The sequence below is a fragment of the Rhodococcus sp. NPDC055024 genome (assembly GCF_053608585.1).
The window spans coordinates 51,318-65,407 of the sequence record NZ_JBSGVT010000016.1; the positions used below are offsets into that span (position 1 = coordinate 51,318).

10 protein-coding genes, 1 tRNA gene and 1 riboswitch are annotated in these 14,090 nt (G+C 61.8%); of the genes, 8 read left to right on the top strand and 3 right to left on the bottom strand.

Translation table 11 applies throughout. The annotated features are described in order from the left end of the window. Nucleotides 1-36 precede the first annotated feature (36 nt). From ACWF6P_RS26685 to ACWF6P_RS26705, 5 genes are all read left to right on the top strand, one after another. Nucleotides 37-885, top strand: a complete 849-nt coding sequence (locus ACWF6P_RS26685) for an NINE protein (RefSeq protein WP_452623121.1) — start codon at nt 37-39, stop codon at nt 883-885. Nucleotides 886-1,017: 132 nt separating this feature from the next. Beyond that, nucleotides 1,018-5,502: a glutamate synthase large subunit gene (gltB, locus tag ACWF6P_RS26690; protein WP_452623089.1), complete on the top strand. Its 4,485-nt coding sequence runs from the start codon at nt 1,018-1,020 to the stop codon at nt 5,500-5,502. Continuing rightward, complete coding sequence (locus tag ACWF6P_RS26695) at nt 5,495-6,997, top strand: glutamate synthase subunit beta (protein WP_452623090.1); 1,503 nt, start codon at nt 5,495-5,497, stop codon at nt 6,995-6,997. The genes gltB and ACWF6P_RS26695 overlap by 8 nt, the downstream gene beginning before the upstream one ends. Nucleotides 6,998-7,079: 82 nt before the next feature. Further along, nucleotides 7,080-8,498 carry a pyruvate kinase gene (pyk, locus tag ACWF6P_RS26700; RefSeq protein ID WP_214890328.1) on the top strand — a complete coding sequence of 473 codons (1,419 nt, stop codon included), beginning with the start codon at nt 7,080-7,082 and terminating at the stop codon, nt 8,496-8,498. After that, on the top strand, nt 8,499-9,380 hold the full coding sequence (locus tag ACWF6P_RS26705) for an acyl-CoA thioesterase (protein ID WP_230813279.1): 882 nt from the start codon (nt 8,499-8,501) through the stop codon (nt 9,378-9,380). A 33-nt stretch (nt 9,381-9,413) separates the two neighbouring features. Here the strand turns inward: ACWF6P_RS26705 and ACWF6P_RS26710 are convergent, their stop codons facing one another. Further along, on the bottom strand, nt 9,414-9,917 hold the full coding sequence (locus tag ACWF6P_RS26710; RefSeq protein WP_042923025.1) for an SRPBCC domain-containing protein: 504 nt from the start codon (nt 9,915-9,917) through the stop codon (nt 9,414-9,416). A gap of 174 nt (nt 9,918-10,091) precedes the next feature. Beyond that, nucleotides 10,092-10,172, top strand: a riboswitch (ZMP/ZTP riboswitch). A 24-nt stretch (nt 10,173-10,196) separates the two neighbouring features. On the opposite strand from ACWF6P_RS26710, the gene ACWF6P_RS26715 reads away from it, so the two are divergent. Together ACWF6P_RS26715 and ACWF6P_RS26720 are read left to right on the top strand one after the other, a co-directional pair. Beyond that, nucleotides 10,197-11,132 (top strand): bifunctional 5,10-methylenetetrahydrofolate dehydrogenase/5,10-methenyltetrahydrofolate cyclohydrolase, encoded by a 936-nt coding sequence (locus tag ACWF6P_RS26715; protein ID WP_452623091.1) that lies wholly within the window; start codon nt 10,197-10,199, stop codon nt 11,130-11,132. After that, a complete protein-coding gene (locus ACWF6P_RS26720; protein ID WP_452623092.1) occupies nt 11,104-12,366 on the top strand; it encodes an amidohydrolase in 1,263 nt (420 codons plus the stop codon). The genes ACWF6P_RS26715 and ACWF6P_RS26720 overlap by 29 nt, the downstream gene beginning before the upstream one ends. Before the next feature lie 22 nt (nt 12,367-12,388). On the opposite strand, the gene ACWF6P_RS26725 is transcribed toward ACWF6P_RS26720, so the two are convergent. Both ACWF6P_RS26725 and ACWF6P_RS26730 read right to left on the bottom strand, forming a co-directional pair. After that, on the bottom strand, nt 12,389-13,021 hold the full coding sequence (locus ACWF6P_RS26725; protein WP_452623093.1) for an AMIN-like domain-containing (lipo)protein: 633 nt from the start codon (nt 13,019-13,021) through the stop codon (nt 12,389-12,391). Nucleotides 13,022-13,095: 74 nt separating this feature from the next. Then, nucleotides 13,096-13,172 (bottom strand) — tRNA-Leu (locus ACWF6P_RS26730). Between the two features lie 98 nt (nt 13,173-13,270). On the opposite strand from ACWF6P_RS26730, the gene ACWF6P_RS26735 reads away from it, so the two are divergent. Beyond that, entirely contained in the window at nt 13,271-13,897 is a 627-nt protein-coding gene (locus ACWF6P_RS26735; protein ID WP_095973349.1) for an ANTAR domain-containing response regulator, read from the top strand. Nucleotides 13,898-14,090: the final 193 nt, after the last annotated feature.

The window sequence follows — 14,090 nt, forward strand, 5'->3', positions numbered from 1 at the left end:
ACCGTCGTCGAATCGAAGGAAAGTACGTTGCCTAACTTGAACAAGAATCCGGAACCTTCCGAGTCGGGGGACTCGTCTGGATCGCAGCCGCCAGTTCCACCGCAGTTCGGGTCGCCCTTCGACTACGACGCGACGGCGGATGCGTCGTTGACGGAGACATCGGCGCCCACGGAAAAGACGCCGTCGACGGAGACCACCGGCACCGGTCCAGGCTGGGACACGTATTCGGGAGTCGGAAACGGTCCGGGTTGGGGAAACCACCCCATCTACCCGCCGCCGACCGGAACCGAATCGACCACAGCGTTTCCCACTGCTGATTCCACACCGAATCAGCCCACAGCGCCGTACACGTCGCAGGAAAGCTACGCCGCTCAAAACTATCCGGCGCCTGACTACTCGAGCCCGACCCAATCCCCGACGGACGGTCCGGTCTACGGTTCGCCGGCAGATCAGACTCCGAATCCCTACGCGGCTCCGCCGCAGGGAAGCCAGAGTTACGGTCAGCCGCAGGGCTACCCTCAGCCCGGATATTCACAACCCGGATATTCACAGCCGGGTTACGGTCAGCCGCAGGGATACCCACAAGCGCAGGGTTATCCTCAGGCTGGTTACGGCCTGGTTGATCCGTCCGCACCGTACGGACGTGACCCGATGACCGGCGAACCGTACTCGGACAAGTCGAAGACGACCGCCGGATTGCTGGGTATTCTGCTCGGAGGATTCGGAGCGGGACGGTTCTATCTCAATCAGCCCGGCATGGCTGTTGCGCAGATCGCGGTCACTTGGTTGACGTGTGGCATCGGCGCAATCTGGCCGCTCATTGACGGAATCATGATGTTGACCGGCAGCGTGCGCGATCAGTACAACCGTCCTTTGCGTAGCTGATCGAGACGACGTTCGGAACTGTGACCCTCTGATGCCTCGGTATCAGGGGGTCACAGTTTTATTCTCGCGACCTGCGGTTATGGGCTGATAAACTAGCGCTCGTCGGCTGCATGTCCGTGTGGAGGTCGCCGAGTGCCGTTTTCTCGAATACCTGATCCTCGAGGCCTGTACGACCCCGATCAGGAAACCGATTCATGTGGTGTAGCCGTGGTGGCAGACACCTCTGGACGGCACATGCATTCCATTGTCGACGAGGCGCTCGCGGTCTTGGGCAATCTCTCCCATCGCGGCGCAGTCGGGCGCGAACCCAACAGCGGAGACGGAGCGGGCATTCTGATTCAGCTGCCGACGGAGTTCTTCGACGCGGTGACCGAGTTCGAGCTTCCACCGCCCAATTCGATGGGTGAGAACACCTATGCGGCCGGAAACTGCTTTCTTCCGGTGGCCGAGGGAGCACGTCGCCGCGCGATTGTTCGGATCGATCAGTGCGCAGCGGCAGAAGGACTGCGGGTTATCGGGTGGCGAGAGGTACCGGTCGACAACGACTGCGTCGGAGCCGTTGCCGCGCAGTACGCTCCGTACATCAGCCAATGTTTTGTGATGTGCTCCGAGCCAAGAGATCGCCATGTGGGCGGAATTGCCTTGGACCGACGAGTATTTGCGCTCCGGAGGCAAGTCGAGCGGATTCACTCGGACGGCACTGCAGTGTATTTCCCCTCGTTGTCTGCGCGAACCATCGTGTACAAGGGCATGCTCACCCCGGCGCAGTTGCCCGGTTACTTCACCGACCTACGCGATGGCAGAATGCGAACTGCCTTGGCAGTCGTGCACAGTCGATACTCCACGAACACTTTTCCGTCATGGCCTCTCGCCCAGCCGTATCGCTGCATCGCCCATAACGGCGAGATCAATACGATTGTGGGAAACAGGAATTGGATGCGTGCTCGCGAGCCGATGTTGCGGAGCGCACTTTTCGGCGGGGACATCGATCGCCTGTTTCCGATCTGCACCCCGGGCGGATCCGACTCTTCCTCGTTCGACGAAGTGCTCGAGCTTTTGACGCTCGGGGGCCGCAGTGTGCAACACGCCATCGCGATGATGGTTCCCGGCGCCTGGGAGAACGATCCTTCGATGCCCGACGAGGAAAGGGCCTTCTGTCAATTTCACGGTTGCCTGATGGAACCGTGGGACGGTCCGGCGTCGGTGACATTCAGCGACGGCACCGTTGTGGGGGCGGTGTTGGATCGCAACGGACTTCGACCAGGGCGATGGTGGCGGATGAAGAACGGCCGTATCGTGTTGGCCAGTGAGAGCGGTGTGTTCGACGCCCCCCCATCCGAGGTGCTGGAAAAGGGGCGCCTCGAACCGGGGCGCATGTTCCTCGTCGACACTGCTCGCCGTCGCATCGTTCCCGATGCGGAGATCAAGTCGGAACTTGCGAGCACAGCTCCCTACCGGGATTGGCTGGCCGGGGGATTGGTCGATCTCGAGGACATCCCCGAGTCTGCGACTGCCCGAGGCGATCCGGCTCCGCTGTTGCAACGTCAGCTGCTCTACGGATACCAGGCCGAGGACTTGCAGGACATTCTTGTCCCGATGGCAAGCTCGGGATCGGAGCCGTTGGGATCGATGGGCGTCGATACGCCGCTCGCTGTTCTTTCGGATCGACCGAAGCTCTTGTACGACTACTTCGTTCAGCTCTTTGCTCAGGTGACGAACCCGCCGTTGGACGCGATTCGCGAGGAAATCGTCACGACTCTCGCAACCACGCTCGGTGCCGAGCAGAACTTGTTCGAAGCATCTGCCCGATCGTGCCGGAGGATCGTTCTGCAGAAACCGGTAATTGGTCCCGTGGAAATGCAGAAGATCGCCGAACTCCGCGGCCCTCGAACTCCGACAAGCACTGTCCTGCAGGGAATCTTCGATGCGCGGGGCGGTCTCGCCGAGGGTGTCGAGAGGCTTCGTGAGTCCGCCCGAACAGCCGCTGCCGCCGGTATCGACATCCTTGTGATCTCCGACCGTGGATCGGATTGCGAGCAGGCTCCCATTCCGTCGTTACTCGCAGTGTCAAGCGTGCACCACGATCTTGTTCGTCATGGCCTGCGAACCAAGGTCTCACTCGTTGTCGAGTCTGGTGACGCCCGCGAAGTTCATCACATCGCCTTGCTGATCGGCTACGGTGCGGCGGCTGTCCACCCGTATCTTGCTCTCGAATCGGTAGAGGCACTCAGCGAGCGAGACGAACTTCCCGGGATAGATCCGAAGACGGCAACGGACAACTATCTGAGAGCAACAAATTCCGGCGTGCTCAAGGTGATGTCGAAGATGGGAATCGCTACGGTTCACTCCTACACGGGCGCTCAGGTTTTCGAGGCCGTGGGTGTGGGCCGAGAGTTGGTCGACGAGTATTTCTGCGATACACGAAGCCGGATCGGCGGTATCGGTATCACCGAAGTCGCCCGAGAAGTTCTGATGCGTCACGCGGCAGCGTTCTCGGGGTCAGCGGTGCGGCATCGTCAGTTGAGTAGCAGTGGAGAGTTCCGGTATCGCCGCGGTGGTGAATTGCATCTGTTCACGCCAGAGTCCGTGTTTTTTCTTCAACATGCGACACGGTCAGGACGTAGTGACATGTTTCGTTGCTACAGCGAAGAAGTCGATCGACTGAGTGCGCAGGGCGGAACACTGCGGGGATTGTTTCGATTCCGACGCGGGATCCGTCCGCCGGTTCCGCTCCGTCATGTCGAACCCGTCGAGATGATTCTCGCTCGATTCAACACCGGTGCTATGAGCTACGGCTCCCTCTCTGCCGAGGCGCACGAGACGATGGCGGTTGCGATGAACGCTCTCGGCGGACGTTCCAACACCGGTGAGGGCGGAGAGTCACCGGAGCGGTTACGTGACAAAAAGCGTCGAAGCGCCGTCAAGCAGGTCGCGAGTGGTCGCTTCGGGGTGACCAGTGATTACCTCGTCAACGCCACCGACATTCAGATCAAGATGGCCCAAGGTGCCAAACCGGGTGAAGGAGGGCAGCTTCCGGGGTCCAAGGTGTACCCGTGGATCGCGGAAACCCGGTACTCGACGCCAGGGGTCGGTCTCATATCTCCGCCCCCTCACCATGACATCTATTCGATCGAGGATCTCGCCCAACTGATCTACGACCTCAGATCCGCAAACGATCGTGCGCGGATACACGTCAAGCTGGTCAGCGCGGTCGGAGTCGGGACAGTTGCGGCAGGTGTGGCCAAAGCGCACGCCGACGTTGTGCTGATCTCCGGTCACGACGGTGGGACGGGCGCGGCGGCACTCTCGTCCATCCATCACGCGGGTACCCCGTGGGAGATCGGGCTGGCCGAAACTCAGCAGACGTTGGTACTCAACGGGTTGCGCGATCGTATCGTTGTCCAGTGTGACGGGGGTTTACGTACGGCGCGGGACGTCGTCATTGCCGCGTTGCTGGGGGCCCAGGAGTACGGGTTTTCCACGGCGCCACTCATCGCGGCCGGTTGCGTCATGATGCGGGTATGTCACCTCGACACCTGCCCCGTCGGAGTAGCAACGCAGAATCCCGAACTGCGCGAGCGATTCACCGGCCGGCCCGAGTACGTCGAGAACTTCTTCCGCTTCATCGCCGACGACGTACGACGGTTGTTGGCAGAACTGGGGTTTCGAAGTATCGATGACGCTCTGGGACACGCGGACGTATTGGAAATGGCTCCGGAGGTGGCGCACTGGAAGAGTCGGACGTTGGAACTCTCACCACTTTTCGACGTTCCGCCGGCGCCGGCCGGCGCGCCCTACCAGCCGTGTGTACCTGTTTCGAGCGAACTCGAACGCACCCTGATCGAGTGTGCCGCGGCCTCACTCGAGGACGCTCGACCCGTGAATATCGAACTGCCGATACACAATACGGATCGGGCGGTGGGAACGAGGCTGGGCGCTGAGGTGACCAGACGCTACGGCGCCGTCGGGCTACCTGAAGGCACCATCGACATCGTGCTCAGCGGAACGGCAGGCCAGTCGCTCGGTGCGTTCCTGCCACCGGGCATCTCGTTGGTCGTAGTCGGCGATGCAAACGATTATGTGGGAAAGGGTCTCTCGGGTGGACGGATCGTACTTCGCCCGAGCGAAGACGCGCCCTTCAAGGCCGAGGAACAGGTGATTGCGGGCAATACCGTGCTGTACGGCGCCACGAGCGGCGCACTCTATGCACGGGGGCGTGTGGGGGAGCGATTCGCCGTACGTAACTCGGGCGCGGTCGCTGTGGTGGAGGGCGTCGGAGATCACGCGTGTGAGTACATGACCGGGGGTCGCGTCGTCATACTCGGCCCGACTGGTAGGAACCTTGCTGCGGGAATGTCCGGCGGAATTGCCTTCGTACTCGACTTGAACGCCGAGAAGGTCAACTGCGACATGGTGGTTCTCGAGCGGCCTTCGGCGGAAGACTGTAGTCGGCTGGTCGAGATTCTCGGTGATCATCTGGCCGCGACCGGCTCGTCGGTCGCGGCAAAACTTCTCGACGATTGGGTCGGCCAGAGTCCTAGATTCACCAAGGTTCTGCCTGTCGACTATCAGAAGGTCGTTGAAGAGAACCAACTGGTGGAGCCGGCTCATGCCTGACCCACGTGGGTTCCTCAGCGTGAAACGATCCGGCGCACCGACCAGGCCGACCGATGTGCGTGTCGGGGACTGGGAATCGGTTTACGAGTCGATGGATCCCGTGGTGCGCAATCGAGACGTTTCCGCACAGGCCTCACGATGCATGGACTGTGCTGTGCCGTACTGCCATTCGGCCGGCGTCGGGTGTCCGCTCGGCAATCTCATCCCGGAATGGAACGACCTGGTTCGGCGTGGACGGTGGTCCGAAGCCTCCGAGAATCTGCATTCCACCAACAATTTTCCCGAGTTCACCGGACATCTGTGCCCCGCTCCGTGCGAAACGGCGTGCGTTCTCGCACTCGACGACGAGCACACGTCGGGAGGTGTCACCATCAAGCGCATCGAACAGACGATCGTCGACAACGCCTGGGAGTCGGGTTCGTTGGGGCCACGGGCGCCCGTAGTTCACAGCGGCCACCGTGTTGCGGTCGTGGGCTCGGGACCGGCGGGACTGGCTGCGGCTCAACAACTGACACGTGCCGGACATCGTGTCACGGTGTTCGAGCGGAGTGATCGAATCGGGGGACTGCTTCGCTACGGAATCCCGGAATTCAAGTTGCCCAAAGCCTTGATCAACCGGCGCTTGGCCCAGTTGACCGCCGAGGGAACCCGATTCGTCACCGGCTGCGCCGTCGGAGTCGACGTGAGCGCACACGACCTCATGACGGATTTCGAGGCGACAGTCCTGGCGGTCGGGGCCGATCGTGCTCGAGACACCGACGTACCGGGTCGTGGCCTTCGCGGAATCCATCTTGCGATGAAGTACCTGCGTGCTGCCAACCGTGACTGCGAGGGTGACGGCGCGTCGAGCATCTCGGCGCGAGGTGAGAACGTCGTGATCATCGGTGGCGGTGACACGGCGGCCGACTGCCTCGGCACGGTGCATCGCCAGGGTGCGCGCTCGGTGACGGAATTGGATTACCACATCCCACCCCCGTGGCATCGCGATCGAGATCGCGACCCGTGGCCGTTGTGGCCGCGGGTCCTACGCAGCTCCCCGGCAGACGAGGAGGGCAGTGACAAACGGTTCCGATGGGCGGCGCAGCAATTTCTCGACGACGGTGACGGTGCGGTGTGTGCAATCCGGATGGTTCCGGTCGCCGTGTCGCGGGGAGAGAACCGACAAAGGACCTTGGTACAGACCGGGGACACGACGGATCTCGTGTGCGAGATGGTGCTGCTCGCTCTCGGATTCGACGGCGTCGAAGAAGCCCCACTGCTCACCGACCTCGATATCGGCACCGATCCGCTCGGCAGAATCGAGTGCGATGTCGGGTGGCAGACCCGAACACCCGGCGTGTTCGTCTGCGGCGACGCGCATCGCGGGGCGTCGCTCGTCGTGTGGGCGATTGCCGAGGGGCGGTCGGCCGCACGTGCCGTCGACGTGTATCTCACCGGCGGGTCCGACCTTCCGTCGCCGGTACATCCGAAGGCATTTCCGCTGTTCGTGAGGTGAACAACTGAATCGAGTAAGAACAGAAAGTGCACGTCAGAAATGCCGGATAGAAGTGCGGTGGGGTAGCGACTAGGCTCGAGCCGTGAACCGACGGACAAAAATTGTATGCACACTTGGACCTGCGACAGCTTCTGGCGACCGCATCCGTGAGCTCGTGGAGAGCGGCATGGACGTGGCTCGCCTCAACTTCAGCCACGGCGAGCATGCCGATCACGAAGAAAACTACATTCGCGTCCGCGCCGCGTCGGACGCCACCGGAAAGGCCGTCGGTGTTCTCGCCGACCTCCAGGGGCCCAAGATCCGCCTCGGCCGATTCAAGGACGAGCGGACCACCTGGGCCAACGGTGAAGAGGTTCGTATCACCGTCGACGACGTCGAGGGAACACACGATCGCGTCGGGACCACGTACAAGGAATTGGCGCGCGACGCCAAGGCCGGCGACCGACTGCTGGTCGACGACGGAAAGGTCGGCCTGGTCGTCACGTCCATCGACGGTAACGACGTCGTCTGTCGGGTCACCGAAGGCGGTCCGGTCAGCAACAACAAAGGCCTTTCGCTGCCCGGCATGAACGTCTCCGTTCCTGCCCTGTCGGGCAAGGACATCGCCGACCTCGAGTTCGCCCTCAAGCTGGGCGTCGACTTCATTGCACTCTCCTTCGTTCGCTCACCCGCGGACGTCGAATTGGTTCACGCCATCATGGATCGAGTCGGGCGCCGCGTTCCCGTCATAGCGAAGCTCGAGAAGCCCGAGGCCATCGACAATCTCGAAGCCATCGTGCTCGCATTCGACGCCGTCATGGTCGCCCGCGGTGACCTCGGTGTCGAGTTGCCGCTCGAGCAGGTCCCGCTCGTCCAGAAGCGCGCAATCCAGATTGCTCGTGAGAACGCGAAGCCGGTCATCGTCGCCACGCAGATGCTCGAGTCGATGATCGAGAACTCGCGTCCCACCCGAGCAGAGGCATCCGACGTTGCCAATGCCGTTCTCGACGGCGCGGATGCAGTCATGCTCTCGGGCGAGACATCAGTGGGCAAGTACGTCATGGAAACCGTTCGCACCATGGCCCGCATCGTCGAGGCCGTCGAGAACGAATCGACCCGAGTCCCACCCCTGACTCACGTCCCCCGCACCAAGCGCGGTGTCATCTCGTACGCGGCACGTGACATCGGCGAACGTCTGGACGCCAAGGCGTTGGTTGCATTTACACAGTCCGGTGACACGGTGCGACGACTGGCTCGCCTGCACACTCCGCTGCCGCTTCTCGCCTTCACACCGTTGCCCGCAGTACGCAGTCAGCTGACGCTGACGTGGGGAACCGAGACGTTCCTGGTCGATGCGGTGGCCACCACCGACGAGATGGTGCGTCAGGTAGACAATGCTTTGCTCTCCCTCGGGCGGTACGTCAAGGGCGACCTCGTGGTCATCGTTGCCGGGTCCCCTCCGGGAACCGTCGGCTCCACCAACCTCATTCACGTCCACCGCATCGGCGAAGAGGACCACTGAGTGACCCACGCGAATGCGTCCACCGACCTCGGTACTCTCCTCGGTCTGTTGGATCTGGAGCAGATCGGTGACGACGCGTTCCGTGGACACCACCCCGAGCAAGTAGGTTCGCGGACGTTCGGCGGTCAGTTGGTGTCTCAGGCACTGATGGCCGCCGGACGGACCGTCGACGGTGAGCGCCCCATCCATGCCGTCAACGCGCATTTCATTCGGGGTGGAGATGTCAAGGCGCCCATCGAGTATCGGGTGGAGCGTCATCGTGACGGGCGTGCTTTCGCCAACCGTCAGGTGACGGCCTATCAGGGTGAGAACGAATTGTTCGTGATGCTCGCGGCGTTCCAGGACTCCGGCAAGGGGCTCGACCATGCCGTCGAGATTCCGGATGTTCCACTTCCGGAGTCACTGCCGCCGATCGGCGATCATCTGGTGGGGTACGAAGAGAAACTGCCGCATTTCAGTGCGGCACTCAAGCCGATCGACATGAGGTACGCCAACGATCCGGCGTGGATACTCAAAGGCACCGGTGAGAAACTCAACCACAATCGAGTGTGGATGCGCCCCGACGGTGATCTTCCGGATGATTCACTCGTACACGCTGCGACGCTTGCCTATTCGTCGGACACCACTGTGCTGGATTCGATTCTGACCACTCACGGATTGTCCTGGGGCCATGATCGTATCGTCGCGGCGACGGTCAACCACTCGATCTGGTTCCATCGCCCGTTCCGATTCAGCGACTGGGTTCTGTACGCGACCGAATCGCCGGTCGCCGCAGGTTCGCGCGGTCTGGCAACCGGACGGTACTTCTCGGTGGAAGGATTACTGTTGGCGACGGTGGTCCAAGAAGGAATGATCAGGCATTTCCCGCGTAAAGGGGAATGAGATGCGGGCCCGAGACTGAACTCGGGCCCAGATTCAGGCCGACTTGCGATATTGCGGTGAGAGTTCGTCGGCGCGGTCCCACGGAGACCAGTCGACTTCGCGTCCATCGAGTTGGGCCGCAACAACTTCCAAGCCCGCGTGCCAGCCGGCGGCGTGGGCGTACGCGGACTCTTCGTCTTCCATCGTGTGGGTGAGGGTCAGCCAACAGCCGCCGGTGCCGTCCGGAGCCAGCTCCCAATGCAGAGTGTCTGCGTCCCAGAGGAATTCGAGAATTCGGTGCGGGTGGACGCTGATGACCGTCCCGCGCGTCACGTGATCTGCGGGTAGTCCGAAACGCTCGACCTGTTCCGGTGTCACCTTGAACAGCAGATCCGCGCCGGGAGTGAGATCGAAATCGACGTCCGCCGGGAACCAGGCATCGAGGTACTCGCGTTCCGTTATCACTTTCCAGACCTTGTCCGGTGCGTGCGGAATCGCCAGTTGGAAGCTCAGTGACACCCGACCGTCGTAGGTCAGGTTTATCTTGCCGTTGTCCATCGGTGCCTCCAATGCTTGGTGCCCGTGCGGTTGCTCCCATCGTGCCATCTAATTGCACAGGATGGAATAACTGCAGGTCAGATCGTTACCTATTGATAGGTTATGACGATTTGTCTCGTTTTGAGAGCGGCGTTCCCGATGCGTTTCGTGGCGGTGAAACAACCGCGCGGTACGCTGACCACGCACGACTGGCGCGGGTGGGAACTACCACCGGGGAGTGCACATCGCGAGGCATCGACCGCCTGGGTGCTTCACACATCTTGTGTGAAGGGAGAAACTATGTGCGCGAAGAATCTGTCCGCCAAGAATCCGGCCACCCAGAACGAGCCCGCTCGAATTATCGACGGACGCGCCATTGCGGATTCTGCGGTCGCTGACCTGTCAGTGCGCACCAGGCAGTTTCGTGAACAGACCGGGCATGTTCCCGGCCTGGCAGCCGTCATCGTGGGATCGGACCCGGCCTCGAAGGCCTATGTGCAGATGAAGGCCAAACGGTCTGTTGCTGTAGGAATGACGTCGCGAACAATGGAACTACCGGTGAGTGCGACCACGGGAGAACTCGTCGACGTGCTGACGGCGTTGTCGGCGGACCCTTTGATCGACGGCATACTGCTTCAACACCCGGTGCCAGACCACATCGACGAACGGGCCGCGTTCGATGCCATCTCGGCCGACAAGGACGTCGACGGCGTCACTTCGGCATCGTTTGCGGCAATGGCGTTGACCGGAGGGGGATTCGAATCGTGTACGCCGAGTGGCATCCTGCGCCTCCTCGACGCCACCGGCGTCGAACTCGCCGGAAAGCATGCCGTTGTAGTCGGCAGAAGCCCCATCCTCGGATTGCCGATGGGGATGCTCCTCCTGCGTCGGGACGCAACTGTGACGTACTGCCATTCGCGAACGGTCGACCTGGCGGCTCACGTCGGTACGGCAGACGTCGTCGTCGCTGCCGTCGGTGTTCCGGAACTGATCAAAGGGGCGTGGATCAAGCGTGGGGCAGTGGTGATCGATGCGGGGTACAACGAGGGCAACGTCGGCGATGTGGAGTACGGCGCCGCGCTCACTCGCGCCGGTGCAATCACACCGGTGCCGGGGGGCGTCGGCCCGATGACGGTTGCAGTACTGCTGGAACAAACTCTCGCCGCGGCAGTTCGGGCGAGAGCAGTTCGGGCATACAGTGGGATTCATGACAAACGTGGTGGACCGAATCGGTGATGTCAGCGCTTCACTCGTAGATCTGTACAAAGATCTACACGCGCACCCCGAGTTGTCGTTCGCGGAGCATCGGACCGCCGGAATCGTCGCGGATCGATTGCGAGACCTCGGCTTCGAGGTTCATTCCGGAGTCGGTGGAACCGGAGTAGTAGGCGTTCTCCGAAACAGCAGTAGCCTCCGAAAGAGCAGTAGCGCAACCGTTCTGCTTCGGGCCGACATGGACGCATTGCCGGTCGAGGAAGCCACCGGTCTCGAGTATGCAAGCACGAAACGAGGAACCGACAAGGAGGGCAACGACGTTCCGATCATGCACGCGTGCGGGCACGACATGCATGTTGTTGCGTTGCTCGGCGCCGCTCGGATCCTCAGTGAAACCGTCGACTCGTGGTCGGGCACGCTCGAGGTCGTGTTCCAGCCCGCAGAGGAACTCGGTGCCGGCGCGCAGGCGATGGTCGACGACGGGTTGTACGAACTCGTTCCCAAACCCGATGTGGTTCTCGGCCAACACGTTGCACCAGCACCGGCGGGAATCGTCGGATTGCATTCCGGGGCAGCATTCGCTGCGGCTGACAGCATGCTGGTGCGGATGTTCGGGAGGGGCGGGCACGGATCGCGGCCCGAGACCACGATTGATCCGATCGTCATGGCGGCATCGGCAGTGATGCGGTTGCAGACGGTGGTCTCCCGCGAGATTGCCGGCAGCGACACAGGTGTATTGACAGTGGGCCAGTTTCACGCAGGTACGAAGAACAACATCATCGCCGATCATGCGGAGTTCGGTCTGAGCATTCGGACCGTCAATCCGGAAGTCCGAAACCGGGTATTGGACGCGGTGCACCGAATCGTCCGTGCAGAGGCGCAGGCATCCGGCGCCGTCCGTGAGCCCGAACTGATTGCACAAGAGTCATTTCCGGTGTTGATCAACGACGGCGCGGCCTGCGATCGTGTAAGCGCTGCGTTCAGGGGCGTGTTCGGGGAACACGGCGTCATCGATCCTGGACCGGTCACCGGGAGTGAAGACGTCGGGATCCTCGCCGACGCGGCCGGAGCGCCGCTGGTGTACTGGCTCCTCGGCGGTGCGGATCCCGAGGCGTATCTGAAGGCCGCAACAGCGGGAACCGTCGGGGAGGACATTGCATCGAACCACTCACCGCGGTACGCCCCGGTGATCCAGCCGACCCTCGACAACGGAATCACTGCGTTGACCACAGCTGCGCTGGAATGGCTGAGCTGAGCGCGTAATTGGGTATCGAGGGTCAGTTGTCGGCTGCGGGGATGTCGATAGTCAGCTGGGACGGGGAATCGGATGTCGACACCGTGTACGCCGGCCGGGTCTGGAGTGTGCCGACGAACGACTGCAGGATCGTATCGTTCGTACCGGCACTCTCCATGCGGGTGATGTTTGTGCCGTCGAGTGGAGCCGAGACACGAGTCGGATCCGACCGGACTCCCATCAGGTCGACCTGAAGTATCGATCGACTACCGACATCTATGACTGTGCTGTCTCCCGCTCGGATTGCTTCACTGACGTATTCGGTTTTCCAGAACACCGGTCCGTTGCCGTCGAAGCGATAGGTGATGCGGGTGAAACCCTCGTGATCGGTCATGTCGATCTCGGTCACGTCGACGGGTGGATTCGGTGAAGGGATCTCTGTGTCGTTGGGCAATGAGGGAAGCGTGGAGATCTCGGTGGACGCGGCCTCGATCGGGCGAGAGCCGACCTGAAGGGTGCCGGTCCGTGTTGCAGCGTCGAGGACGACCTGGGTGGAAGAGACGACCTGGGTGGAAGATCCGCCGGCAGTGTCGGATTCGTCGTCTGTCTGACATCCGGTGAGCAGGCAGAGACAAGACATGGTTCCGAGCAGAGCAATCAACCGGCGACCGTTCATGGATCGAACCTAGCGGCGGTTGATCCGGGGTACAGCCGAATGCCGAAACCTTGCGGTACGGCCGGCTGCTGCAGTGGTGCCCTCGGTGAGACTCGAACTCACACTGGACGGGTTTTGAATCCGTTTCCTCTGCCAATTGGGATACGAGGGCTTGTTGCGATGACTACATTAGAAGATGCGATTTCAATGTCAAACACCGGTACCCTCTAATCGTTCGCGTCTCGTGTCGGGGCGGTTCGATGGAGGAGGATGGTGGCCATGAATTCGCCGCAGCCGCAAGGCAATCAGCTCGCACCCCGTCGTGTTGTCGTCGCTGAAGACGAGGCGTTGATCCGCATGGATCTGGTCGAGATGCTCCGCGAAGAGGGCTACGACGTCGTCGGCGAGGCCGGTGACGGACAGGTGGCGGTCGAGTTGGCCGAGTCACTCAGGCCCGATCTGGTCATCATGGACGTGAAGATGCCCAGGAGGGACGGCATCGACGCGGCGTCGGAGATTGCCGCCAAGCGCATCGCTCCTGTTGTCATTCTCACAGCGTTCAGTCAGCGCGAGTTGGTCGAGCGCGCACGCGATGCCGGCGCCATGGCCTACTTGGTCAAGCCGTTCTCCATCAGTGACTTGGTGCCTGCCGTCGAATTGGCGGTCAGTCGCTTTCGAGAGGTGACCGCGCTCGAGCGTGAGGTCGCCGATCTGTCCGACCGCCTGGAAGCACGCAAGCTGATCGAGCGCGCCAAGAGTGTTCTGATGGTTCGCCAAGCGCTCACCGAACCCGAGGCGTTCAAGTGGATTCAGCGCGCCGCGATGGACCGGCGCTCCACGATGAAGGCCGTCGCACAGGTCGTACTGGAAACTCTGGGCGGCGAACCGGACGCGTGAGCAAAGAGTCCGGGTTATCCGGCTGCTGCGTCGACCGTCGAAACGTCGCGCAGCGCTACAGCCGTGTAAACACTGTGCGCCTTCAGATAACAGTCAGGTCACAGGGCTTTCTTGACGGATCGCGAAACGGTTCCAAGGTCTAGCGTCTGATCCCACAGCGAGCGCCAGTTCGGGTGGCGCGAGCACCGGCTGA